The sequence below is a fragment of the Escherichia sp. 93.1518 genome, assembly GCF_013368915.2.
Taxonomy (GTDB): domain Bacteria; phylum Pseudomonadota; class Gammaproteobacteria; order Enterobacterales; family Enterobacteriaceae; genus Escherichia; species Escherichia ruysiae.
Genome location: NZ_JABWMT020000043.1, coordinates 1 through 23,030, shown reverse-complemented (window position 1 = coordinate 23,030; position 23,030 = coordinate 1). Strand labels below are relative to the sequence as shown.

The window sequence follows — 23,030 nt, the reverse complement described above, 5'->3', positions numbered from 1 at the left end:
TTTGACATATTAGGGGCTATTCCATTTCATCGTCCAACAAAATGGGTGCAGTACAGCGTACGAATTTCACCGAAGGGGGTCATCCAGTTCCAGTACCGCTATCGCTGGCATGGCAAGCCTAATCGACTTGGGCTTGGTCGATACCCATCCCTGTCTTTGAAGGATGCCAGACAGATCACTGCTGACTTGCGAAAGCTCTATTTCTCAGGAACGGATCCACGCACCTATTTTGAAGAGAAGGTGGAGAACTCCATGACGGTCGCCCAGTGTCTCGACTACTGGTTCGACAACTACGTCTCTACAACTCTCAGAGAAAAGACCCAGGCACTTTACCGATCAACGGTTATGAAGCGCATGCATGACGCCTTTCCTAATCGTCCGGCATCTTCTATCACGGTTAAGCAATGGGTTGACCTGCTTACCGAAGAAGAAAGAGATAATCCACGCCGAGCAAGGCAGGTGCTAAGTCAACTAAGATCAGCAATAAGTTGGTGCATGCGGCGTCAGTTGATAGATAGTTGCGCAATTATGAGCATCCAACCAAGGGACTTCGGCTCCCGCGCTGAGGTAGGGGATCGGGTACTGTCGTATCACGAACTGGCTAAGATTTGGCTTGCTATTGAAAGAAGCCGTGCGTCTACGTCAAATAAGCTCCTTCATCAGATGCTTATGCTGTGGGGGGCGAGGCTCTCAGAGCTTAGGCTGGCAACAAAGACAGAATTTGACCTGCTGGACAACGTATGGACCGTACCGAAAGAGCATAGCAAGATGGGTAATGTTATCCGCCGTCCAATCTTCGAACAAATTAAGCCTTTTCTCGAAAAGGCCATGACAACGTACAATGATGTTCTTTTCCCTGGAGAAGACATAAACAAACCGATCAGCATCGCTGCAGCTAACCGATTCGTAAATAGAATAAGGGGAGGGATGGATCTGGGTTACTGGCGAACACATGATTTCAGAAGAACGCTTGTTACACGTCTGTCCGAGATGAATGTCGAGCCTCATGTTACTGAGCGAATGCTCGGTCATGAACTTGGCGGGATAATGTCCGTATACAATAAACACGACTGGATAGAGGCTCAGCGCAAAGCGTATGAGCTTCACGCTGATAAATTGTTCTGGCACATCAGGAGCATTTCTGATTAACGCCACCGTTAAGAATCCACCCTTCAACAGCTTCACGAAGGTATGATTTGGGGTGGGTTCTGACTGGCTTCGGAAATCCGTGTCGTTTGGTATAGTTCCAGATTGTCTGACGTGATGAAACACCGAGCTTGTTCATCACTTCTTTCTCAGGAATCAGGCTGGTATCGGTCATCTTAATTCTCCAGGCAAAAAGAAACCGCCATCAGGCGGCTTGGTGTTCTTTCAGTTCTTCAATTCGAATATTGGTTACGTCTGCATGTGCTATCTGCGCCCACAGCATCCAGTGGTCATAGCAGTCGTTGATGTTCTCTGCTTCGATAACTCTGTTGAATGGCTCTCCATTCCATTCACCTGTGACTCGGAAGTGCATTTATCATCTCCATAAAACAAAACTCGCCGTAGCGAGTTCAGATAAAAGAAATCCCCGCGAGTGCGAGGATAGTTACTTGTTCATATTATTAATCGTCAATGTATTTTGAGCATTGTGGGCAATCATCAATCCCACAATACGATTCATATGCATCCTTTATTGCGTCGCGGGCTTCAGTAAGAGTATTGAATAAATTGCAGCTATTATCTTTTTGATATAGGTAAGTTCCTAATTTATAAGCAGAAGAAGCATCATTTCCGCTGTCTAAAATTACATCGTTATGGATTCTGCACCTTGCAAGAACTCCTGATCCCATAAGGGTCTGCATAGCCCATTGCTCTTGATCTTCACACAAATCATGAATGCTCATTTCAACACCTCTCTTCACGTTTCACACACGTTAAGATTAACAGTGTTTTTACATGCTTTGGAAGATTTATTTTATAAAAACTCTTTTAATACAAATAGATATAATAGTTCACTATTATAGCTCCTTTAATCGAGGCGGTTCTGGTAGAGGCATCCAGTGGGTTACACCGCCAATTGGCTCATCGTCGTCGTACTCCAATGCGGCTATATAGAACCCGTCACGACGAGAATAAGAAATCCCTGACATTACAATGCCATCCGAAACAACAATAATGTCACCCGTTTCTTCCGGCATTCGCTCACTACAGCTTATCCAACCATCCGGAGTTACCGGATAGTTGCTCGACAGCTCGTTCAACTTGTAAGTTTGGCTTACAGGTTCGGCTTCCAGCGATGCCAGCGCAATCCGTGCCAGTTCTTCCGCTTCTTCTGCTGGCAGTACAACGTTGCTACCAGGTCCGTATGTTTCGCGCCACTGCTTGATTGTCAGCAGTCGCTCTTTGGTAATAGTGGTCATAGCTATTTCACCTTAATCTCAACATTTCGCAGCTTTAGCTCTACTGGCAGGTCTGACTTTCCTGTTAACGCTAATGCGAGATTTTCTGGAGTAATGAGAGCAGTTATTGTTTTCCCCATCGCCAGACGAATAATCAGTCGTATCTCGCGATCGTCACATGCTCCTGGTCGAACAATTGATATTTGTCCGTTCATCTCACTCTCCTTTGATGCGAATGCCAGCGGCGCGGATAGATTTCCATTGTTCCCACATTCGGTTGAAGTCTGTGCCTGATAAGGTTGCGTTACGGTATCCGGTTTCGGTGCGCAATCCTTCAAGTGTCGATTTGGAAATACAAATTGAATGCATTACCCATGATTCAAACAAGTCACGCTCCCGAGCTTCGCAACTTTGTTTACTCATCTCTTCGATGCATTGTTTAGCTTCTAAATCAGCAATTCTGTCAACCACGGCATCAACGGCATCAGAAAAGTCGAACCAGTTACTCCACTCCGGCCTATCACCGGTTGCTGCAAAGTACATATCAGCTAAAGCAGACTCAGCATGGTCACGCTCGTTAATGAGTTGCTCTTCGCTTTTCTCCAGTTCAGCAATACGCTTACTTCCATCCGAGATAACACCTTCGTAATACTCGCGCTGCTCGTTGAGTTTTGATTTTGTCTCCTCAAGCTCAACACGCAGCTTCCCTACCGTTAGCGCAATATCCTCGTTCTCCTGGTCGCGGCGTTTGATGTATTGCTGGTTTCTTTCCCGTTCATCCAGCAGCGCCTGCACTACTTCAGGGTTGAAAGCTGCGATATAACGAGCGTTGTTCTCTGCGTTGTTCTGTCCATCAAAGCCGGTCCATTTGATAACGTCTTCACATCGTTTATCACCAGGTGTATGCACCGCATATGTACCAGTACCAGACGAAATAAATGCGACCCATTCACCCTGTGTTGCCAGTTGCGCCGCTTCACGCAGTGCCTGATAGTCAATTTTGCTCACTGGCTGCCTCCTTTGCTGGGCTTTCTAACTTCTGAGTGGTTGTATCAAACTCAAACAACTTAACCACGTCATCAAACAGGACATAATCGCCATCAGAATCTTCAGTCATGTCAGCGCCACAATCCTGACCGCACGAGTCACAACCACCCATATCAAGCTCGTATCGCTTCAGGTTTGCGATATTTGATAAATTCAGCGCCAGTACAGCAAGGTCATAAACCTCATCAGCGGTATACCCGGCACCATGCCCATACATTTCAATACGGGATATTATTTCTTCTACACGTTGTTTTGTGATCGTCATTTTTGCTCACCTCCCTGTTCTTCCAGAAAAATACGCATAGCCTCAAGCATCTCTTCGGTGTCATACGGTGACAACTTGTCACGCAGGATGTGTTCAATGCTGTTAATGAACTTGCGGATTGCTTTGCGTTCAATTTCAGCAAGGAAAGCGTCGGTGGCTGGGGTTTCGATATCGTTAATTTCAGGAAGAATCTCTTCCCATGTGGCGATATCGCCATTCAAATGCCATCCGGCAATTCCACTGGAGTTATCCGCAACACTGCGAACGGCTTCAATAGTTTCATGCATTGCCGCATTCTCCGCTGCCAGCGCCGCGCACTTGGCCTCCGCTTCAGCAAATTTACGCACCAGATATTCAGCGTTTGTTTCGTTAACCTTTAGATCTCGTGGGATGCATCTACCTTTCAGAAATCCATCCATCTCAATTAGTGACATTTGTTTCATTTCTTCCCACTCCGCCACATCGCATTCAGATATTTGTTGTCATTAACAGAACCGAAACTCTTTCTCTTAAGCAATTCCTCTCTCGATGGCATTGGCTTTACGCGTTGGCGAATAATCATTTCTGCCGGAAGAATGCCGGGATTGTATGCAAGTCCTCTCATAGTAAATTCCTCAGTCATTACTGATAGCGCCATAGCGTGAGCGGTAATTACGCAGGCGCGGGTCAATTTCAGGGAAGTGTGTATATGTTGCTTTGCGGAATGGTCGGATTGATGTCTGGTAAATTCGCTCGCGCTCTTCTTTCTCTGCAAGCCATATACAGTGGCGAAATTCCTTTTCCTCTTTCGTTTCCTGCGGTAGCGACATTATCAGGTCGTAGTTTTTTCTGAATTTATCCAGCACCTCCGATACGGAATTGCCGGAACAGCGGCGCGGGTCATCCGCACCATACTGAGGCGCTGGCATGATTTTCTCCTGATTAAATTGCGTGAATAGCGTGACGAGGGAAGGGGAGAGTTACTGGTGCAAAGGGTATATCGTCGTCAAAATCCATCGGAGGTTCGTTGTGTTGTGCTGGTGATGATTGCTGCTGTGGCTTCTGTGATTGCCTGCTGGCTGCTTGTTGTTTGCTGTCGCCAATGCCGCCAAGCATCTGCATCACGCCATTAATTCCGACATGAACCTCGGTTGTGTAACGGTCTTGCCCTGACTGGTCTTTCCACTTTCTTGTTCTCAGCATTCCCTCGAAATAAATCTGATCACCTTTTTTCACATACTGCCCTACGACCTCAGCCAGTTTCCCGGATACAGCAACACGATGCCATTCAGTCAATTCCTTTTGCTCGCCAGTATTTTTATCTCGCCATTGTTCTGACGTGGCTATTGTCAGGTTAGCGAACGCTGTTCCTGATGGTGAGTATCGAACTTCCGGGTCTTGTCCTACCCGACCAAGGATAATCACCTTATTTACGCCTCTGCTTGCCATTTATGCCGCCTGTTTTAGTTCGTTAACTCTGATGTTCATTACCTGAACGCATTTAGCCTGCGCTTCCTCGTTGCCAGCCATTAATTGCCAGTCACGCTGATAACGCTCGATGAGTTTTTTCTTGTCAGTTTCTGTTGACGCATAATCGCTGAAGTCTTTCAGGATTTGTTCGCAGTCAACCGATGGAGATTTCTGGTTGGTATTTTCTGGTGATGGTTTGTTATCTGATGCTGGGATTGCCCATCCCGGCAGCGATGGAGGGAGCCAGTAAAATCCTGTTCCATCCTTCAGTTTTGCCCTGTGCCACCCATGCTTTTTATCGAGAGATGTTTGTGCGAAACCTTCCTCAAGGTTATACAGATACCGACCGATTCCCCACTGAACGGCAGCACGCTTCATTGCACCTGAACGACCACCTTTGACGGCTTCTACCTGCGTGTTTTCAGCAGCATCCCATTTGGTTACCCATTCGGAATCAATCCTGATTGATATGCCGCATTCAACGCCTCCGTTGTTGGGAATATCGCGGTATTCATTGCGCCATCCTGCTTTGCCGCAAACATCGTCCAGGCGTTTCATGATTGCCCTGTTCGTGACATAAGCCAGCACCATAGCCCACACCTTTCCATCGCGTGTTTTACCGCTTTGCTGTATTCGCCATTCGATATCTTCAGGGCTGAATGGCTCATCGAATTTATTCAAATCCATAATTCACCTCAGAATGGACATGGCCCAAGTAAATAACGCTGATTTAATACTTCAGTCTTTGCCGCATTTAAAAATACGCGAACACCTTCACGATCTCCCTTTTGGCGATACATTAACGCCTGCTGCGTGTACATGCGTCTCTGTAACTTGCTCTCCTTCACTGTGGTTGCAAGTGACATGAATATCTCCTTCGTTACCGATTAATTCTTTCATCTGACGAATGAATTCTTCGTCTGACCAGTTATCTGTAAAACTCATTTCCTGCGATACCACGGAAGGTTGATAGCTGATTTCATCGCTTTATTTGCTTCAAGCCACATTTTTGAATCACCAATAAATCTGGCTATTACTGCTTTGTTTTGTGCAGCACGAAGCATCTGGTGATTGATGGCTATTTCATTGCGCATAACGCCTCCAGTTGTTTCTTTGCTGCTCTGATTAATTGTTTAACTCGGCGTGATAATTCAGATTCGTGCGGGTAGAAAGCGGACATGACGCCGCTACCCGCGAGCTGAAAGTGCATCATGGGTAACTCCTTATATTTGATTGCATAACGAAAATGCCTCTGGTGAAGCATTATTGGTATGCGGTAAAGCCGCGCTCAGGCGGCTTATTTGAAGACATCTATGAAATCAAGAACTGATGATATTTCGTGGTTGAACGATTTTCTTTTGTATCTTTCTATCGCAGAATCTACCTGGTGTTTATAGCCATCGTCGTTTGAGTATTTAACGAAGCATTCTATTGTCTCAGGCGTTACAGCTATAAGGCTCCACCAACCTTCATCAGATTGATATTCAAATCCCATGCTTTCAAGCCATCCAGCATATTTCCCTCCAGCATCTTGCCAGTGTGTTTTTTCTGCAAGGAAGCTGTTAACCGTCATATGTGCATCAAGGCATTTATCCAACTGTTTACCATTAAGTAGCCATGCGCTGACAGTTGCACAACCTAAATCAACTGATTGAGTAGAGATATTGAATTGGTCGTAATTATCTGGATTAACCAGAATATCTGTAATTTCCATAATTCCTCCGTCAAAAAAATTGCCCTCACATTAGAGGGCAAAGAAGATTTCCAATAATCAGAACAAGTCGGCTCCTGTTTAGTTACGAGCGACATTGCTCCGTGTATTCACTCGTTGGAATGAATACACAGTGCAGTGTTTATTCTGTTGTTTATGCCAAAAATGAAGGCCGACTATGCGGCCTCGGAAGGAAGTCCAATCATCTTATTCAAATCTTCTACCCGTAAAGCAGGAAGTGCTGTACTTGCTTTATCTGCTTCTTTTGGTAGCAATTCTTTGCTTTCAGGCCAAACTTCAATAAGTCGCTTAACTGTTGTGACTGAGTTTAAAGCAGCCCATACATTTGATTCGATATCCTTTTTCTTGGCTTCAAGTTTTTGTTGCAATGCGCAGATTTCATCAAACCTTTTTGTTATTTCGTGTTCTGCGTCAAACATGCATTTATCTTTAGTCGGAGTAGGGAGAAATATATCTTCTCCGTTGCCGTCTTTCCCATATGAATGCCATCCAACCCTTCTGCCAGATACAGTCAGATAAATCGAAGTAGAACGAACATCGCATGAGTAAAATGAACATCCCATCTTCTCAAGTTCTTCACTTATAGCTGCTAACTTGGATGATAACTGATCCACTTCCTCAGTTTTCTTTTTACCGCCAAACGCAATAACTCTGGCGTCAAGTGCAAGCTGGTTCTTTAACTTTGTTACTTCTTCAAGTTCAGTGAAAACCCCAGACTTAATTAAAGCGTTACGAGCGATTTCCTCTTTCATTCTCGTAGTTAAGCGGATTGATGACATATTAATTCCTCTCAAATAAGTGGTTTGCTGCCTAATTTCATTTTCTGGCGACCAACACAAGTCACGCCCATTTCACTGCGTGGCTTGCGGTAGTAAATTAGGTTTGTTCAGACAATAAAAAACCCACCGAAGTGGGTTATGACCATTTTTTATTTGGATTTCGTTGGTGAGCGTGATTAACAACTCTGTGCATTACATCCTCATATTTTTCATCTTCAATTTTTTCGACATCGCGAGGAAATGGTGTTGCTAATGCTTTGTCAACTTTGTCCATTGGTTCTTCATTAATCTTATATTCAGGACCGTCATCTATAGCATTAAATCCAGGTGTTACACCGTTTTTTAATGCATATGCTATCCTTTTTTCCCATCTCGCTATTCTCCTCCTGTCTCGAGATGTAAGACCTCTATCAGATACTTTTCTGTTTTGTCCGCGGTCAGGATTAACATAAATAGTCTTTTTCACCATAAGCATACTCAATAAGCACCGTACGGTAGTTTACTGTACAATTTTATTTTTTGGACTGCATGTATTTTGTTTCCTAATGGGTTTGAATCTTTGTAATAAATACTTCTATTTTTTCGAACGACTTCTTCTTTCTTCTTGCAGCAAAGGCTTCCTAGTGATGCTGCTTTGTCTGCTCTGACGCAACCAGAGAGCTTTAGCGCAATTTTTCGCGCCAGTGCTTCATTACTGCGTCGCTCGGCAATAAGTTCTGCTCTGCGAGCTTTGTAGCGGCTTTTTGCCGTACCTTTGGATTCTTTCCAGACAATGGTTACCATGATGGTCTCCTTTAAGTGGCTTTGGCGCATGACGCGTCGAGGTGCTTATCTTCTCGATCGCTGTCTTGCAGCTGCAATTCGCGCCATCCCCAAAACCACTCAAGTTCTGGTCTCAACGGTTAGGTTGAGAGTCCGTCGATGTTAAAGAGCCTGCCAATCTGTTCCGTTTGGCTTCCAGCGTCCTGCTGATGGCTTAAATTTAAGACTTCTTAATTTATTGGTCAAGTGCATTTTTGAAGAAAACTTAATTTTATGGGCGTGAATTTAGTTTGTCTTTGATTTTTAACGGGAAATAAAAAAGGGGCGAAAGCCCCTTAAGGAAGGTTTGCTAGCTTGGCATCAACGACAACGCCAATGATTTTACAGTTCCCATTGATTTCAATCATTGGGTATTGTGGATTGAGTGGTTTCAGGAATTTTCTACCGGCATCAATAACTAACTTTTTGAATGTTGCCTCGTTTTCTCCTTCAAGTTTGGCGACTACCAGCTTTCCATTACGTGGTTCGACTTCTGGGTCGACGAGAATAATCATCCCCTCAGGAATACTCAGTCCTGCCGGGGCAGTCATTGAATCGCCTTTAACGTCGAGCCAAAAAGAGTCTTCAGAACAATCTACCGTTGTGTCGTACCAGTTATCTATTGCACGCCTATGATATGGCTCTACAGCTTCCATCCAACATCCTGCGCTTACCCAACTAATTAGAGGATACGAACCTCTTGGATCATGCCTGCTGTGATAGGCAATGTTTGAAAGACTATCCTCTCCTTTCAACAGGTAATCAGGGGAGCACTGCAAAGCCTTGGCTAAGGCCAATAGGTTTTCGCCATTGGGCTCAGTTTCAGATCGCTCCCATTGGGAAATAGCAACATTAGACACGCCAACCATCTTGCCAAGGGCAGCCTGCCTAATCTTGAGTTCTTTTCTGCGAGCGCGAATACGCTCACCCATCAGTTGTGTATTCATAGTTAAGACATCTTAAATAAACTTGACTTAAGATTCCTTTGGTGGATAATTTAAGTGTTCTTTAATTTCGGAGCGAGTCTATGTACAAAAAAGATGTTATTGACCACTTCGGAACCCAGCGTGCTGTTGCTAAAGCACTAGGCATTAGCGATGCAGCAGTCTCTCAGTGGAAAGAAGTTATCCCAGAGAAAGACGCCTATCGATTGGAAATCGTTACAGCTGGCGCCCTGAAGTATCAAGAAAGTGCTTACCGCCAAGCGGCATAAGCAAATTGCTCTTTAACAGTTCTGGCCTTTCACCTCTAACCGGGTGAGCAAACATCAGCGGCAAATCCATTGGGTGTGCCGCTATAACTCAATATCAATATAGGAAAATTAACAAATGGCACAAGCAAGCTACAGCAAGCCAACACAGCGAGAAATTGATCGCGCTGAAACTGATTTACTCATCAACCTGTCAACGCTTACCCAGCGCGGTCTGGCAAAGATGATTGGCTGTCATGAATCGAAGATAAGCAGAACGGACTGGAGATTTATTGCTTCGGTCTTGTGTGCTTTCGGAATGGCATCAGACATCAGTCCGATTAGCAGGGCTTTTAAGTATGCGCTTGATGAAATCACAAAGAAAAAATCCCCGGTGGCCGCCGGGGACTCTAAGCAAATTGATATGCAATTCTGAGGGAATTACTGGATCAATCCACAGGAGTCATTATGACAAAACGTCGTAAGAAATACCAGGAAAAAGAAGAGATTCGACACCCTGATTCACCTGAGGGATTAGTGGTAGCCGCAGCAAATAACAGGGCGTTCGCAGAGCGCCTTGTTGGTGTTTACAGACTAGCCAAAGCAGGAGTGAAACATGGGCGTCGTTAAGTTAGCTGATTACAGGCCTCAACTTGAGGTCGTGGAGCATCGCGTGGCAGATACCGAAGATGGTTTCATGCGCGTTGCTAACGAGATTACCGACAGTCTGCTGATGGCTGATTTAACCGTCCGGCAGTTGAAGGTGATGCTCGCTATCATGCGCAAGACATACGGATTCAATAAGCCGATGGATCGACTCACAAACACGCAGATAGCAGCCATGACAGGTATTCATCACACTCATGTTTGCGCTGCCAAGCGCCAGCTTATCGAGCGTAAATTCCTCATTGCTGATGGCGTGAAAATCGGAGTGAACAAGGTGGTTTCTCAGTGGATTAGCCAGGGCAGCTTAACATTAGCTAAAACAGCTAATAAAACATTAGCCAAGTCGGCTAATGGGTATAAGCCAAGTCAGCTAAACACAAAAGACAATATACAAAAGACAATAAATACAAATACCCCCTTACCCCCTAACGGGGGCGGCGATGGGCAGGTTAAACCTGAACGTCGCAAGGCAGAACGAATCGACTACGAATCCTTCCTCAACGCCTACAACACCGAAGTCGGTGACAGGCTTCCACACGCTGTTGCGGTCAACGAGAAACGCAAACGCCGCCTGAAGAAAATCATCCCGCAACTGAAAACGCCAAACGTGGACGGTTTCAGAGCGTATGTCAGGGCGTTTGTGCATCAGGCCAAGCCGTTTTACTTCGGAGACAACGACACGGGCTGGACGGCAGATTTTGATTACCTGCTGAGGGAAGATTCGTTAACGGGAGTACGGGAAGGGAAGTTTGCAGACAGGGGGATTGCATGAAACAGGATATCGAAGCGAGCGTTATCGGTGGCTTGCTGATTGGTGGATTAACACCAACTGCCAGTGACGTTCTGGCAACGCTGGAGCCGGAAGCGTTTTCAATTCCGCTCTACCGGAAAGCCTTCGAGGTTATCCGCAAGCAGGCGAGAAACAGAAACCTAATCGACGCGCTGATGGTTGCCGAGGCGTGCGGAGAGGAGCATTTCACGTCAATCCTGATGACCAGCAAAAACTGCCCGAGTGCCGCAAACCTGAAGGGATATGCCGGAATGGTCGCGGATAACTATCACCGCCGTCTGGTGCTGGAAATCATGGATGAAATGCGTGAACCAATTCAGAGCGGAACCATCGACGCATCGAGTCAGGCGATGGATGAACTTGTAAAGCGTCTTTCAGCCATCAGAAAGCCACGTGACGAGGTTAAACCTGTACGGTTAGGGGAAATCATCACCGACTACACTGACACGCTTGACAGGCGTCTGAGGAACGGAGAAGAGTCCGATACCCTGAAGGCCGGAATCGAAGAACTTGATGCCATCACCGGAGGGATGAACGCGGAAGACCTTGTGATAATCGCTGCTCGTCCTGGTATGGGGAAAACCGAACTGGCGCTGAAGATTGCCGAAGGCGTTGCAAGCCGCGTTATTCCTGGTTCTGACGTCCGGCGCGGAGTGTTGATTTTCTCGATGGAAATGAGCGCATTGCAGATTGCAGAGCGAAGCATTGCCAACGCCGGGAGGATGCCGGTTAGCGTGCTGCGAAATCCTGCTTCGATGGATGACGAAGGCTGGGCGCGCGTTGCTAACGGCATGAGTCAGCTTGCAGATTTGGATGTATGGGTAGTCGATGCCTCGCGGTTATCGGTCGAAGAAATACGCTCAATCGCAGAACGGCACAAACAGGAAAATCCAAACCTGTCACTCATCATGGTGGATTATCTTGGCCTGATTGAGAAGCCGAAAGCAGATCGCAACGACCTCGCAATTGCTCACATCTCCGGAAGCCTGAAGGCGATGGCGAAAGACCTGAAAACGCCTGTTATCTCCCTAAGTCAGCTTTCGCGCGATGTTGAGAAGCGACCAAACAAACGCCCGACAAACGCAGATTTGCGTGATTCAGGAAGCATTGAACAGGACGCAGACTCAATCATCATGCTCTATCGGGAAGCTGTATATGACGAGAACAGTAGCGCCGCGCCATTTGCTGAAATCATTGTGACGAAAAACCGTTTTGGCTCGCTTGGTACGGTTTACCAGCGGTTCTGTAACGGACACTTTGTTGCATGTGACCAGGATGAAGCCAGACAGATTTGCACAACATCAAATGCACCCGCTGCACGTGGCAGGCGATATGCACAAGGGGCTGACGTATGACCATCTACATCACTGAGCTTGTAACAGGCCTGCTGGTAATCGCAGGCCTTTTTATTTGGGGGAGAGTAAATCGTGGCTGAGTTAATTTTCTCTGCATTGAGGATTCTCGGTGCTATGTGGATGGTGTCGACGTTCATTGTGGTTGTCGGAAGTTTTGTCCGGTTGGTAGGCGAAGGTAAAGACCTGGTGGGTGTGCTTTTCGGTAGCATTTTCCTGTGGGTGATTATCGGTGTTATGCCTGTTGTCGTAGCAAAAGTGGCGTGGCGTTTTGTGAGTTGAACTGAGGGTAAGTACCGATGGACGAATCAAGAAAGCAGTTTGAGGAATACGTTGCCAAAAAATTGAGATTACCATTCGAGATGATAACCGAGGCAAGAAATGGTGATAGGTACTTCGCATTTTCAAGCATGGATATTCGTCACTCCTTAAATGAGTGGTGGACTTTATGGCAGGCATCGCGAGCAGATATTGAAATAACCGCGCCAAAGTTTATCGACAGCAGAGAAGCATTAGCCAAAGGGTTTACTGTTGATTATTCCAATGGCTTCGGTGATGCAATGGATGCTTATGAGGAAAACATCCGCGCTGCTGGAGTCAAAGTGAAGGAGTAACGATGAAGCAGACAATCTTCCTCCGAAGTAAGCAACAACAGCAAGCCGCAATCAACGCCATCCTCGCAACACCACTCGATAAAGACAAGCCAGTCACCATCCGCATTACTGACTACAAGCGCAACCTTGACCAGAACGCAAAATTTCACGTGATGCTGGCGGATATCGCTCGTCAGGTTCAATGGTGCGGCAAATGGTTAAAACCGGAACAATGGAAGGTTTTGTTGATTAGCGGTCATGCAGTGGCAACAAACCTGGAAGCTGATGTTTTGCCCGGGCTTGAAGGCGAATACGTCAACATTCGCGAAAGCAGCGCGCAGATGAGCGTGAAGCGCATGGCAAGTCTGATCGAGTACACAACAGCCTGGGCTATTGGTCAGGGTGTCAGATTTACCGACAGGAGGTACGAATGAGACGACAGCGACGAAGTTTCACCGACATCATCTGCGAAAACTGCAAATACCTTCCAACGAAACGCTCCAGAAATAAACGCAAGCCAATCCCAAAAGAATCTGACGTAAAAACCTTCAACTACACGGCTCACCTGTGGGATATCCGGTGGCTAAGACATCGTGCGAGGAAATGACAATGGATTATTCACAGTTAAGTGATTTTGAAATTAACGTGGCGGTATTCGAAGCCATTCATAACGGATCACCGGATTACAAAGAAGGTGAGAATGGCGATATGGTGTTTGTCTCATTTGAGGGAGACATTGTAAACGGAGACGCAGTTGAAGTAGAAGTTGAGCGCGGATCCTTTAACCCATGCGCAAACCCAGCAGACGCATGGCCGATTATCACTGAAAACAACATCAGCATAATTTTAGACAATCCCTCAATGCCGTGCGCTACAGACAACGCAAGGGACTTGTTTGATGATGCCGGACCGAATGTTGGTGTCGCATATGACAATCCACTCCGTGCCGCCATGATTGTCTTTCTCATGATGCAGGACGCCAATAATGCTTAGCCCATCCCAAACCATTCAATACCAGAAAGAAAGCGTCGAGCGAGCTTTAACGTGCGCTAACTGCGGTCAGAAGCTGCATGTGCTGGAAGTTCACGTGTGTGAGCACTGCTGTGCAGAACTGATGAGCGATCCGAATAGCTCAATGTACGAGGAAGAAGACGATGGCTAAACCAGCGCGAAGACGATGTAAAAACGATGAATGTCGGGAATGGTTTCACCCTGCATTCGCCAATCAGTGGTGGTGCTCTCCAGAGTGTGGAACCAAGATAGCACTCGAACGACGAAGCAAAGAACGCGAAAAAGCGGAAAAGGAAGCAGAGAAGAAACGACGACGAGAGGAGCAGAAACAGAAAGATAAACTTAAGATTCGAAAACTCGCCTTAAAGCCCCGCAGTTACTGGATTAAACAAGCCCAACAAGCCGTAAACGCCTTCATCAGAGAAAGAGACCGCGACTTACCATGTATCTCATGCGGAACGCTCACGTCTGCTCAGTGGGATGCCGGGCATTACCGGACAACTGCTGCGGCACCTCAACTCCGATTTGATGAACGCAATATTCACAAGCAATGCGTGGTGTGCAACCAGCATAAAAGCGGAAATCTCGTTCCGTATCGCGTCGAACTGATTAACCGGATCGGGCAGGAAGCAGTAGACGAAATCGAATCAAACCATAACCGCCATCGCTGGACTGTCGAAGAGTGCAAGGCGATCAAGGCAGAGTACCAACAGAAACTCAAAGACCTGCGAAATAGCAGAAGTGAGGCCGCATGACGTTCTCAGTAAAAACCATTCCAGACATGCTCGTTGAAGCATACGGAAACCAGACAGAAGTAGCACGCAGACTGAAATGTAGTCGCGGTACGGTCAGAAAATACGTTGATGATAAATACGGGAAAATGCACGCCATCGTCAACGACGTTCTCATGGTTCATCGCGGATGGAGTGAAAGAGATGTGCTATTACGAAAGAATTGATGGCAGCAAATACCGAAATATTTGGGTAGTTGGCGATCTGCACGGATGCTACACGAACCTGATGAAAAAACTGGAGTCGATAGGATTCGACACCAAAAAAGACCTGCTTATCTCGGTTGGCGATTTGGTTGATCGCGGTACAGAGAACGTCGAATGTATGGAATTAATCACATTCCCCTGGTTCAGAGCTGTACGTGGAAACCATGAGCAAATGATGATTGATGGCTTATCAGAGCGTGGAAACGTCAATCACTGGCTGCTTAATGGCGGTGGCTGGTTCTTTAATCTCGATTACGACAAAGAAATTCTGGCTAAAGCTCTTGCCCATAAAGCAGATGAACTTCCGTTAATCATCGAACTGGTGAGTAAAGAAAAAAAATATGTCATCTGCCACGCCGATTATCCTTGTGATAAATACGAGTTTGGAAAGCCAGTTGATCATCAGCAGGTAATCTGGAACCGCGAACGAATCAGCAACTCACAAGACGGGATCGTGAAAGAAATCAAAGGCGCGGACACGTTCATCTTTGGTCATACGCCAGCAGTGAAACCACTCAAGTTTGCCAACCAGATGTATATCGATACCGGCGCAGTGTTCTGCGGAAACCTCACATTGATTCAGGTACAGGGAGAAGGCGCATGAGACTCGAAAGCGTAGCTAAATTTCATTCGCCAAAAAGCCCGATGATGAGCGACTCACCACGGGCCACGGCTTCTGACTCTCTTTCCGGTACTGATGTGATGGCTGCTATGGGGATGGCGCAATCACAAGCCGGATTCGGGATGGCTGCATTTTGCGGTAAGCACGAACTCAGCCAGAACGACAAACAAAAGGCTATCAACTATCTGATGCAATTTGCACACAAGGTATCGGGGAAATACCGTGGTGTGGCAAAGCTTGAAGGAAATACTAAGGCAAAGGTACTGCAAGTGCTCGCAACATTCGCTTATGCGGATTATTGCCGTAGTGCCGCGACGCCGGGCGCAAGATGCAGAGATTGCCACGGTACAGGCCGTGCGGTTGATATATCAAAAACAGAGCTGTGGGGGAGAGTTGTTGAGAAAGAATGCGGAAGATGCAAAGGTGTCGGCTATTCAAGAATGCCAGCAAGCGCAGCATATCGCGCTGTAACGATGCTAATCCCAAACCTTACTCAACCCACCTGGTCACGCACTGTTAAGCCACTGTATGACGCTCTGGTGGTGCAATGCCACAAAGAAGAGTCAATCGCAGACAGCATTTTGAATACGGTCACACGTTAGCAGCATGATTGCCACGGATGGCAACATATTAACGGCATAATATTGACTTTTTGAATAAAGTTGGGTAAATTTGACCCAACGATGGATAAATGCACTCGTTAAATAAAGCCCTGAGTTAATAGCTCGGGGCTTTTTGCGTTACAATCACAAAAGGAAGAGCGTTAGGTGAATCGGCGATACTGCCCCACAAGCCCGTTAATCGATAGAGGTAGACTAGCGCTCTTCCTTTTGTGCTGAATTAAGCGAATGCCGGAAGCAGAACCGGATCACCAAATGCGTACAGGCGTCATCGCCGCCCAGCAACAGCACAACCCAAACTGAGCCGTAGCCACTGGTTATCCTGAATTCATCAGTGATAGTTACGCTGCGGCCTTCTACACATGACCTTCGTGAAAGCGGGGGGCAAGAGGTTGCGCTAACAACCTCCTGCCGTTTTGCCCGTGCATATCGGTCACGAACAAATCTGATTACTAAACACAGTAGCCTGGATTTGTTCTATCAGTAATCGACCTTATTCCTAATTAAATAGAGCAAATCCCCTTATTGGGGGTAAGACATGAAGATGCCAGAAAAACATGACCTGTTAGCCGCCATTCTCGCGGCAAAGGAACAAGGCATCGGGGCAATCCTTGCGTTTGCAATGGCGTACCTTCGCGGCAGATATAATGGCGGTGCGTTTACAAAAACAGTAATCGACGCAACGATGTGCGCCATTATCGCCTGGTTCATTCGTGACCTTCTCGACTTCGCCGGACTAAGTAGCAATCTCGCTTATATAACGAGCGTGTTCATCGGCTACATCGGTACTGACTCGATTGGTTCGCTTATCAAACGCTTTGCTGCTAAAAAAGCCGGAATAGAAGATGGTGGAAATCAATAATCAATGTAAGGCGTTCCTCGATATGCTGGCGTGGTCAGAGGGAACAGATAACGGACGTCAGAAAACCAGAAATCATGGTTATGACGTCATTGTTGGCGGAGAGCTATTCACTGATTACTCCGATCACCCTCGCAAACTTGTCACGCTAAACCCAAAACTCAAATCAACAGCCGCCGGACGCTACCAGCTTCTTTCCCGTTGGTGGGATGCCTACCGCAAGCAGCTTGGCCTGAAAGACTTCTCTCCCAAAAGCCAGGACGCTGTTGCGCTGCAGCAGATTAAGGAGCGTGGCGCTTTGCCGATGATTGATCGCGGTGATATCCGTCAGGCAATCGACCGTTGCAGCAATATCTGGGCTTCATTGCCGGGAGCTGGTTATGGTCAGTTCGAGCATAAGGCTGACAGTCTGATTTCAAAATTCAAAGAAGCAGGCGGAACGGTCAGAGAGATTGAGGTATGAGCAGAGTAACCGCGATTATCTCCGCTCTGGTTATCTGCATCATCGTTTGCCTGTCATGGGCTGTTAATCATTACCGTGATAATGCCATCGCCTACAAAGAACAGCGTGATAAAAAAGTCAGTGAGCTGAAGCAGGCGACCGCCACCATCGCTGACATGCAGCAGCGTCAGCGTGATGTTGCAGAACTTGACGCCAGATACACAAAGGAGCTTGCTGATGCTAACGCGACTATCGAAAGTCTCCGTGCTGATGTTTCTGCTGGGCGTAAGCGCCTGCAAGTCGCCGCCACCTGTGCAAAGTCAACGACCGGAGCCAGCGGCATGGGCGATGGAGAAAGCCCAAGACTTACAGCAGATGCTGAACTCAATTATTACCGTCTCAGAAGTGGAATCGACAGGATAACCGCGCAGGTTAACTACCTGCAGGAGTACATCAGGACTCAGTGCCTGAAATAATTTTTTTGCAAATCACAAAGTCCATTTAATGAGCCTCGCGATGCGGGGCTTTTTGCAATAAATGCGTACCGCAACGCATGTTTTTTACACCGAACCTGCCCCTTTGGAATGGGCCTTTGAGGATACCAGTTAGTGCTGGCGAGCCTCGGTGGGCTGGTTTCCTATGCGGCAAAGGTTCATTTCAAATGGTAGGTAAACGTTATGAATATCGTGCCACTTAATTACAAAGGTGAAATTGTCAGTTTCAACACTGATGGTTGGATCAACGTCACAGGTGTTGCTGAGAGATTTGGGAAACGCATTGATAACTGGATGCGTTTGGCAGAAACGCTTGAATACGTTCGTGCTTTAGACGAAGCGTTGACCGGGAAAGAATCTCAAATTTTACATCCCTCACAATCGAGGTATGTAAAAACCAGCAAGGCACGAAAGGACAGGGGTGGTGGTACGTGGCTACATCCAAAACTTTCAGTTGCATTTGCCCGTTGGTGTGATGCTCGTTTTGCTGTGTGGTGCGACCTGCACATTGATAGTCTGCTTCGCGGCGAACTGACTGAGCAGCAGAAATATGAGCAAGCATGTCGCATTCGCGATGACCGGAAATCAAAAGCCAGCAATGGGGCAAGAGAGATGGCTCGCTGGCGATGGGATAAGCCGGTTATTGAAGCAAATGTTGAGTACTGGCGCGAGCAACTGCAGTTGACTCTCGATATCGCGTGCTGATGGCAAACGCAAAACTACGTTATCGGAAAAATCAAAGCATTACGAGAACTGAGCAACGGCTATCCATTACAAAGCCCATCTACGGGTGGGCTTGATAATGAAACCGGAATTTATTCTTGGCAACCAGTTACGGCAGTACCACGAAGCAACCCAAGCCAGTAAGTGGGGAAATAACACTGGCAGCCACTGAAAGATGAACCTCCTGCCTTATGGCAAAAAAGATTCTTTGTGGTGGCGGACTGATGGAAAGACATCGGTTATTGCAGAGACCATTCAATGAGTGGTCTCGACAATGGCTTATACCCTACACGGGATAACTTAACTGATATCCATTTTAACGGATAAACGGAGCCAACAATGGCAGAGATTATTCCCATGACTGAAGAACAGAAATTCCAGTTAGAGATTTACAAGCTGGTCATGAACCAGAACGCAGCCGCAGAGGAAGCATTTCAGTTCATTGGCACTGACGAACTGAAGCTTGAGCTATTCAAAATTCACTTCCAGTCAGGCGGCGCTAATTCAGATATCAAGACCCGCACTATCGAAGCGGTGCGTAAATCGAAGGAAGCGTTAGACCTGTTCACTACCGGAGCATAAACATGGCAACTCAAGGTTTCGACAACCCATCCAAATTCCGCGATGAATGGGATAAGCAAGCAGAAGGGAAATAATCAATATGGCGACTGAGAAAAAGAAAGGTGGTCGCCCCTCTGATTATATGCCGGAGGTGGCTAATGACATTTGCGCATTGCTTTCCTCCGGTGAGAGTCTGCGCAAAGTTTGCGAACGCCCAGGAATGCCGAGCAAAACATCAGTTTTTCGCTGGCTGGCTGAACATCAGGAGTTTCGTGACCAGTACGCGAAGGCAACAGAGACTCGGGCCGACTCTATTTTCGAAGAGATATTCGAAATTGCTGACGACGTAATCCCTGATGCCGCCGAGGTGGCAAAGGCAAGACTTCGCGTTGATACCCGCAAATGGGCGCTGGCCAGAATGAATCCCCGTAAGTATGGCGACAAGGTAACTAATGAGCTTGTCGGCAAAGACGGCGGCGCAATCCAGATTGAAACATCACCGATGAGCACTCTATTCGGAAAATGACCTCGATTAATCCTATCTTTGAACCGTTCATTGAGGCGCATCGCTACAAAGTCGCCAAAGGCGGTCGAGGTAGCGGTAAATCATGGGCAATTGCGAGGCTGCTTGTTGAGGCGGCGCGTCGGCAGCCTGTGCGTATTCTTTGCGCTCGTGAACTGCAAAACAGTATCAGCGATTCGGTAATCCGGTTGCTTGAAGACACCATAGAGCGTGAAGGGTATTCGGCTGAGTTTGAAATTCAGCGTTCCATGATTCGTCATCTCGGAACGAATGCTGAATTCATGTTCTACGGCATCAAAAACAACCCGACGAAGATTAAATCGCTAGAAGGTATTGATATCTGCTGGGTGGAAGAAGCGGAAGCGGTAACGAAGGAATCATGGGATATCCTGATACCAACCATCCGCAAGCCGTTTTCCGAAATATGGGTGAGCTTCAACCCGAAAAACATCCTCGACGATACCTATCAGCGATTCGTTGTAAATCCTCCCGATGATATTTGTCTGCTGACGGTGAACTACACCGACAACCCGCACTTTCCTGAAGTTCTCCGTCTGGAGATGGAAGAGTGTAAACGCAGAAACCCGACACTGTATCGTCACATCTGGCTTGGTGAGCCAGTAAGCGCAAGTGATATGGCAATCATCAAACGTGAATGGCTTGAAGCCGCAACCGATGCGCACAAGAAACTCGGATGGAAAGCGAAAGGCGCTGTTGTCTCTGCGCATGACCCGTCAGATACAGGGCCGGATGCTAAAGGTTATGCATCGCGTCACGGTTCGGTTGTTAAGCGCATTGCCGAAGGTCTGCTGATGGACATCAATGAAGGTGCTGACTGGGCAACTTCGCTGGCGATTGAAGACGGCGCTGACCACTACTTGTGGGATGGCGATGGTGTTGGTGCTGGGCTGCGCAGACAGACAACGGAAGCGTTCTCCGGCAAGAAAATCACCGCCACGATGTTCAAGGGCAGCGAATCGCCATTCGATGAAGATGCTCCGTATCAGGCCGGAGCATGGGCTGATGAAGTCGTACAGGGCGACAACGTTCGCACTATTGGCGATGTATTCCGCAATAAGCGAGCGCAATTCTATTACGCGCTGGCTGACAGGCTGTATCTGACATATCGGGCGGTTGTCCACGGTGAGTATGCAGACCCCGACGACATGCTGAGTTTCGACAAAGAAGTGATAGGCGAGAAGATGCTGGAGAAGCTGTTTGCAGAACTGACGCAGATTCAGCGCAAATTCAATAATAACGGGAAGCTGGAGCTTATGACTAAGGTCGAAATGAAGCAGAAGCTCGGTATTCCATCTCCTAACCTGGCTGATGCGCTGATGATGTGTATGCATTGCCCGGCATTGGTCCGCGAAGAAACAGAAATATACGTTCCCTCATCCTCCGGTTGGTAAACATGGCAGAGACATTAGAGAAAAAACATGAGCGGATCATGCTCAGGTTTGACCGCGCCTATTCTCCACAGAAGGAAGTGCGCGAAAAGTGCATTGAAGCTACGAGGTTTGCTCGTGTCACCGGAGGTCAATGGGAAGGAGCAACGGCGGCTGGAACTAAGCTTGATGAGCAGTTCGAGAAGTATCCTAAGTTTGAAATCAATAAGGTAGCAACTGAACTTAACCGCATCATTGCAGAATACCGCAATAACAGAATAACCGTTAAGTTTCGTCCTGGTGACAGAGAGGCAAGCGAAGAGTTAGCCAATAAATTAAATGGTCTGTTCCGTGCTGACTACGAAGAAACTGATGGCGGTGAGGCTTGCGATAATGCATTTGACGACGCTGCTACTGGTGGTTTCGGTTGCTTCCGTTTGACGTCGATGCTGGTCAATGAATACGACCCCATGGACGATCGTCAGCGTATTGCTATTGAACCAATATACGACCCGTCGCGCTCTGTGTGGTTTGACCCTGACGCTAAGAAGTACGACAAATCTGACGCGTTGTGGGCGTTCTGTATGTATTCGTTGTCACCTGAAAAATATGAGGCTGAATACGGAAAGAAACCTCCTACTTCTCTGGATGTAACGTCTATGACCAGTTGGGAATATAACTGGTTTGGTGCAGATGTTATTTACATAGCGAAGTATTACGAAGTTCGTAAAGAGTCTGTTGACGTCATCAGTTATCGACATCCAATCACTGGAGAGATTGCAACATACGACAGTGATCAGGTTGAAGATATTGAAGATGAACTGGCAATAGCTGGATTTCAGGAAGTGGCAAGGCGCTCAGTGAAGCGCCGTCGTGTGTATGTATCCGTAGTGGATGGTGATGGTTTCCTTGAGAAACCTCGACGTATTCCTGGTGAGCATATCCCCCTCATCCCGGTTTATGGAAAACGCTGGTTCATTGATGACATTGAGCGTGTCGAAGGACATATTGCAAAAGCAATGGATCCACAGCGTTTGTATAACCTTCAGGTATCAATGCTGGCTGATACTGCAGCGCAAGACCCCGGTCAGATCCCTATAGTTGGCATGGAGCAAATTCGTGGACTTGAGAAGCACTGGGAGGCTCGCAACAAGAAACGCCCAGCGTTCTTGCCGTTGCGCGAAGTGAGAGATAAATCTGGCAACATTATCGCTGGAGCTACCCCGGCAGGATATACACAGCCTGCGGTTATGAATCAGGCATTGGCTGCATTACTACAGCAAACCAGTGCTGATATTCAGGAGGTTACAGGCGGCAGTCAGGCCATGCAGCAGATGCCAAGTAATATTGCTCAGGAAACGGTTAACAACTTGATGAACAGAGCAGATATGGCTTCGTTTATCTATCTGGACAATATGGCGAAAAGTCTTAAACGCGCTGGTGAAGTATGGCTGTCAATGGCGCGTGAAGTGTACGGTTCAGAGCGTGAAGTGCGCATCGTTAACGAAGATGGAAGTGATGATATCGCTGTCCTGAGCGCACAGGTTGTTGACAGGCAAACAGGGGCTGTTGTTGCGTTAAATGACCTTTCTGTCGGTCGATACGATGTGAAGGTTGATGTTGGACCAAGCTACACAGCACGACGTGATGCAACGGTTTCTGTACTGACAAATGTCCTTAGCTCTATGCTGTCAACGACGGATGAAAAGTGATCCACTTATATCTCCACCAACGGCCCAATAT

General features: G+C 47.1%; 43 protein-coding genes and 1 pseudogene. 24 read left to right on the top strand and 20 right to left on the bottom strand.

All coding sequences use genetic code 11. The features are described 5' to 3' along the window. Nucleotides 1–6 precede the first annotated feature (6 nt). On the top strand, nt 7–1,149 hold the full coding sequence (locus tag HEN21_RS20830; RefSeq protein ID WP_309487110.1) for a tyrosine-type recombinase/integrase: 1,143 nt from the start codon (nt 7–9) through the stop codon (nt 1,147–1,149). Here the strand turns inward: HEN21_RS20830 and HEN21_RS20825 are convergent. The 20 genes from HEN21_RS20825 to HEN21_RS20730 form a co-directional block, all read right to left on the bottom strand. After that, a complete protein-coding gene (locus HEN21_RS20825) occupies nt 1,130–1,321 on the bottom strand; it encodes a helix-turn-helix transcriptional regulator (protein ID WP_000132739.1) in 192 nt (63 codons plus the stop codon). The genes HEN21_RS20830 and HEN21_RS20825 overlap by 20 nt on opposite strands. Nucleotides 1,322–1,351: 30 nt before the next feature. After that, nucleotides 1,352–1,519 (bottom strand): hypothetical protein, encoded by a 168-nt coding sequence (locus HEN21_RS20820; protein WP_000545737.1) that lies wholly within the window; start codon nt 1,517–1,519, stop codon nt 1,352–1,354. A gap of 88 nt (nt 1,520–1,607) precedes the next feature. Beyond that, nucleotides 1,608–1,889, bottom strand: a complete 282-nt coding sequence (locus HEN21_RS20815; protein ID WP_000022062.1) for a hypothetical protein — start codon at nt 1,887–1,889, stop codon at nt 1,608–1,610. A 114-nt stretch (nt 1,890–2,003) separates the two neighbouring features. Further along, entirely contained in the window at nt 2,004–2,405 is a 402-nt protein-coding gene (locus tag HEN21_RS20810; RefSeq protein WP_176252100.1) for a DUF551 domain-containing protein, read from the bottom strand. Nucleotides 2,406–2,407: 2 nt separating this feature from the next. Further along, nucleotides 2,408–2,599, bottom strand: a complete 192-nt coding sequence (locus HEN21_RS20805) for a hypothetical protein (RefSeq protein ID WP_001459976.1) — start codon at nt 2,597–2,599, stop codon at nt 2,408–2,410. Between the two features lies 1 nt (nt 2,600). Then, the gene (locus HEN21_RS23490) at nt 2,601–3,392 is read right to left on the bottom strand and encodes an ead/Ea22-like family protein (RefSeq protein WP_176252101.1); all 792 of its coding nucleotides are present in this window, start codon (nt 3,390–3,392) and stop codon (nt 2,601–2,603) included. Continuing rightward, nucleotides 3,379–3,696, bottom strand: a complete 318-nt coding sequence (locus tag HEN21_RS20795; RefSeq protein WP_176252102.1) for a hypothetical protein — start codon at nt 3,694–3,696, stop codon at nt 3,379–3,381. The genes HEN21_RS23490 and HEN21_RS20795 overlap by 14 nt, the downstream gene beginning before the upstream one ends. Continuing rightward, on the bottom strand, nt 3,693–4,139 hold the full coding sequence (locus HEN21_RS20790) for a hypothetical protein (protein WP_176252103.1): 447 nt from the start codon (nt 4,137–4,139) through the stop codon (nt 3,693–3,695). The genes HEN21_RS20795 and HEN21_RS20790 overlap by 4 nt, the downstream gene beginning before the upstream one ends. Beyond that, a complete protein-coding gene (locus tag HEN21_RS20785) occupies nt 4,136–4,300 on the bottom strand; it encodes a DUF2737 family protein (protein WP_001214443.1) in 165 nt (54 codons plus the stop codon). Before HEN21_RS20785 ends, HEN21_RS20790 begins: the two co-directional genes overlap by 4 nt. Before the next feature lie 10 nt (nt 4,301–4,310). Next, nucleotides 4,311–4,604 (bottom strand): phage anti-RecBCD protein, encoded by a 294-nt coding sequence (locus HEN21_RS20780; protein ID WP_001111332.1) that lies wholly within the window; start codon nt 4,602–4,604, stop codon nt 4,311–4,313. 13 nt (nt 4,605–4,617) lie between these two features. Continuing rightward, entirely contained in the window at nt 4,618–5,124 is a 507-nt protein-coding gene (ssb, locus tag HEN21_RS20775; protein ID WP_000168274.1) for a single-stranded DNA-binding protein, read from the bottom strand. Then, the gene (locus HEN21_RS20770; protein ID WP_001609780.1) at nt 5,125–5,832 is read right to left on the bottom strand and encodes a Rad52/Rad22 family DNA repair protein; all 708 of its coding nucleotides are present in this window, start codon (nt 5,830–5,832) and stop codon (nt 5,125–5,127) included. It lies immediately after the preceding gene. An 8-nt stretch (nt 5,833–5,840) separates the two neighbouring features. After that, nucleotides 5,841–6,011 (bottom strand): hypothetical protein, encoded by a 171-nt coding sequence (locus HEN21_RS20765; RefSeq protein WP_016248933.1) that lies wholly within the window; start codon nt 6,009–6,011, stop codon nt 5,841–5,843. A gap of 75 nt (nt 6,012–6,086) precedes the next feature. Continuing rightward, the gene (gene kil, locus HEN21_RS20760) at nt 6,087–6,239 is read right to left on the bottom strand and encodes a host cell division inhibitory peptide Kil (protein ID WP_001243355.1); all 153 of its coding nucleotides are present in this window, start codon (nt 6,237–6,239) and stop codon (nt 6,087–6,089) included. Next, nucleotides 6,224–6,358: a hypothetical protein gene (locus HEN21_RS20755; RefSeq protein WP_000972063.1), complete on the bottom strand. Its 135-nt coding sequence runs from the start codon at nt 6,356–6,358 to the stop codon at nt 6,224–6,226. The genes kil and HEN21_RS20755 overlap by 16 nt, the downstream gene beginning before the upstream one ends. Nucleotides 6,359–6,442: 84 nt before the next feature. Then, a complete protein-coding gene (locus HEN21_RS20750; RefSeq protein ID WP_176252104.1) occupies nt 6,443–6,859 on the bottom strand; it encodes a hypothetical protein in 417 nt (138 codons plus the stop codon). Between the two features lie 173 nt (nt 6,860–7,032). After that, the gene (locus HEN21_RS20745; protein ID WP_176252105.1) at nt 7,033–7,656 is read right to left on the bottom strand and encodes an Nmad5 family putative nucleotide modification protein; all 624 of its coding nucleotides are present in this window, start codon (nt 7,654–7,656) and stop codon (nt 7,033–7,035) included. Nucleotides 7,657–7,792: 136 nt separating this feature from the next. Further along, nucleotides 7,793–8,131, bottom strand: a complete 339-nt coding sequence (locus tag HEN21_RS20740) for a hypothetical protein (RefSeq protein ID WP_000930322.1) — start codon at nt 8,129–8,131, stop codon at nt 7,793–7,795. Between the two features lie 2 nt (nt 8,132–8,133). Continuing rightward, a complete protein-coding gene (locus HEN21_RS20735) occupies nt 8,134–8,439 on the bottom strand; it encodes a hypothetical protein (RefSeq protein WP_000256573.1) in 306 nt (101 codons plus the stop codon). Between the two features lie 314 nt (nt 8,440–8,753). Continuing rightward, nucleotides 8,754–9,404, bottom strand: coding sequence for a LexA family protein (locus HEN21_RS20730; protein ID WP_001095982.1), 651 nt, complete (start codon nt 9,402–9,404; stop codon nt 8,754–8,756). Nucleotides 9,405–9,484: 80 nt separating this feature from the next. Between HEN21_RS20730 and HEN21_RS20725 the strand changes: the two genes are divergently transcribed. From HEN21_RS20725 to HEN21_RS20615, 23 genes and pseudogenes are all read left to right on the top strand, one after another. Next, nucleotides 9,485–9,670 carry a Cro/CI family transcriptional regulator gene (locus HEN21_RS20725; RefSeq protein WP_000276885.1) on the top strand — a complete coding sequence of 62 codons (186 nt, stop codon included), beginning with the start codon at nt 9,485–9,487 and terminating at the stop codon, nt 9,668–9,670. A gap of 115 nt (nt 9,671–9,785) precedes the next feature. After that, nucleotides 9,786–10,082, top strand: coding sequence for a CII family transcriptional regulator (locus HEN21_RS20720; protein WP_000035949.1), 297 nt, complete (start codon nt 9,786–9,788; stop codon nt 10,080–10,082). A 32-nt stretch (nt 10,083–10,114) separates the two neighbouring features. Further along, on the top strand, nt 10,115–10,276 hold the full coding sequence (locus HEN21_RS20715; RefSeq protein WP_000166961.1) for a hypothetical protein: 162 nt from the start codon (nt 10,115–10,117) through the stop codon (nt 10,274–10,276). Further along, nucleotides 10,263–11,084 carry a replication protein gene (locus HEN21_RS20710; protein ID WP_000539358.1) on the top strand — a complete coding sequence of 274 codons (822 nt, stop codon included), beginning with the start codon at nt 10,263–10,265 and terminating at the stop codon, nt 11,082–11,084. Before HEN21_RS20715 ends, HEN21_RS20710 begins: the two co-directional genes overlap by 14 nt. After that, complete coding sequence (locus HEN21_RS20705) at nt 11,081–12,457, top strand: replicative DNA helicase (protein WP_176252106.1); 1,377 nt, start codon at nt 11,081–11,083, stop codon at nt 12,455–12,457. The genes HEN21_RS20710 and HEN21_RS20705 overlap by 4 nt, the downstream gene beginning before the upstream one ends. Before the next feature lie 72 nt (nt 12,458–12,529). Then, a complete protein-coding gene (locus HEN21_RS20700) occupies nt 12,530–12,736 on the top strand; it encodes a hypothetical protein (RefSeq protein ID WP_000818846.1) in 207 nt (68 codons plus the stop codon). Between the two features lie 17 nt (nt 12,737–12,753). Continuing rightward, nucleotides 12,754–13,068, top strand: a complete 315-nt coding sequence (locus HEN21_RS20695) for a hypothetical protein (RefSeq protein WP_063080446.1) — start codon at nt 12,754–12,756, stop codon at nt 13,066–13,068. A 2-nt stretch (nt 13,069–13,070) separates the two neighbouring features. Further along, a complete protein-coding gene (locus HEN21_RS20690; protein ID WP_176252107.1) occupies nt 13,071–13,481 on the top strand; it encodes a recombination protein NinB in 411 nt (136 codons plus the stop codon). After that, nucleotides 13,478–13,654: a NinE family protein gene (locus HEN21_RS20685; RefSeq protein WP_001254220.1), complete on the top strand. Its 177-nt coding sequence runs from the start codon at nt 13,478–13,480 to the stop codon at nt 13,652–13,654. The genes HEN21_RS20690 and HEN21_RS20685 overlap by 4 nt, the downstream gene beginning before the upstream one ends. 2 nt (nt 13,655–13,656) lie before the next feature. Beyond that, a complete protein-coding gene (locus tag HEN21_RS20680) occupies nt 13,657–14,040 on the top strand; it encodes a phage protein NinX family protein (RefSeq protein ID WP_096313554.1) in 384 nt (127 codons plus the stop codon). Next, a complete protein-coding gene (locus tag HEN21_RS20675) occupies nt 14,033–14,209 on the top strand; it encodes a protein NinF (RefSeq protein WP_069915801.1) in 177 nt (58 codons plus the stop codon). The genes HEN21_RS20680 and HEN21_RS20675 overlap by 8 nt, the downstream gene beginning before the upstream one ends. Next, on the top strand, nt 14,202–14,813 hold the full coding sequence (locus HEN21_RS20670; RefSeq protein ID WP_097429751.1) for a recombination protein NinG: 612 nt from the start codon (nt 14,202–14,204) through the stop codon (nt 14,811–14,813). Before HEN21_RS20675 ends, HEN21_RS20670 begins: the two co-directional genes overlap by 8 nt. Further along, nucleotides 14,810–15,016, top strand: coding sequence for a phage NinH family protein (locus HEN21_RS20665; protein WP_176252108.1), 207 nt, complete (start codon nt 14,810–14,812; stop codon nt 15,014–15,016). Before HEN21_RS20670 ends, HEN21_RS20665 begins: the two co-directional genes overlap by 4 nt. Beyond that, entirely contained in the window at nt 14,994–15,659 is a 666-nt protein-coding gene (locus HEN21_RS20660; protein WP_176252109.1) for a serine/threonine protein phosphatase, read from the top strand. Before HEN21_RS20665 ends, HEN21_RS20660 begins: the two co-directional genes overlap by 23 nt. Next, nucleotides 15,656–16,279 (top strand): antitermination protein, encoded by a 624-nt coding sequence (locus tag HEN21_RS20655; RefSeq protein WP_105282094.1) that lies wholly within the window; start codon nt 15,656–15,658, stop codon nt 16,277–16,279. Before HEN21_RS20660 ends, HEN21_RS20655 begins: the two co-directional genes overlap by 4 nt. Nucleotides 16,280–16,835: 556 nt before the next feature. Next, complete coding sequence (locus HEN21_RS20650; protein WP_000783732.1) at nt 16,836–17,159, top strand: phage holin, lambda family; 324 nt, start codon at nt 16,836–16,838, stop codon at nt 17,157–17,159. Continuing rightward, on the top strand, nt 17,143–17,619 hold the full coding sequence (locus tag HEN21_RS20645) for a glycoside hydrolase family 24 protein (RefSeq protein WP_176252110.1): 477 nt from the start codon (nt 17,143–17,145) through the stop codon (nt 17,617–17,619). Before HEN21_RS20650 ends, HEN21_RS20645 begins: the two co-directional genes overlap by 17 nt. Then, the gene (locus HEN21_RS20640; RefSeq protein WP_069914165.1) at nt 17,616–18,074 is read left to right on the top strand and encodes a lysis protein; all 459 of its coding nucleotides are present in this window, start codon (nt 17,616–17,618) and stop codon (nt 18,072–18,074) included. The genes HEN21_RS20645 and HEN21_RS20640 overlap by 4 nt, the downstream gene beginning before the upstream one ends. A 201-nt stretch (nt 18,075–18,275) precedes the next feature. Further along, nucleotides 18,276–18,797, top strand: coding sequence for a KilA-N domain-containing protein (locus HEN21_RS20635; protein WP_001028465.1), 522 nt, complete (start codon nt 18,276–18,278; stop codon nt 18,795–18,797). 357 nt (nt 18,798–19,154) lie between these two features. Further along, nucleotides 19,155–19,397 (top strand): DUF2560 family protein, encoded by a 243-nt coding sequence (locus HEN21_RS20630; protein ID WP_176252111.1) that lies wholly within the window; start codon nt 19,155–19,157, stop codon nt 19,395–19,397. Nucleotides 19,398–19,476: 79 nt separating this feature from the next. Beyond that, nucleotides 19,477–19,902, top strand: a complete 426-nt coding sequence (locus tag HEN21_RS20625) for a terminase small subunit-like protein (protein ID WP_000179910.1) — start codon at nt 19,477–19,479, stop codon at nt 19,900–19,902. Continuing rightward, on the top strand, nt 19,899–21,311 hold the full coding sequence (locus HEN21_RS20620; protein ID WP_046380651.1) for a PBSX family phage terminase large subunit: 1,413 nt from the start codon (nt 19,899–19,901) through the stop codon (nt 21,309–21,311). The genes HEN21_RS20625 and HEN21_RS20620 overlap by 4 nt, the downstream gene beginning before the upstream one ends. 2 nt (nt 21,312–21,313) lie before the next feature. Then, nucleotides 21,314–22,978 (top strand): annotated as a pseudogene (locus HEN21_RS20615) (portal protein); the annotation flags it as partial. Nucleotides 22,979–23,030 lie beyond the last annotated feature (52 nt).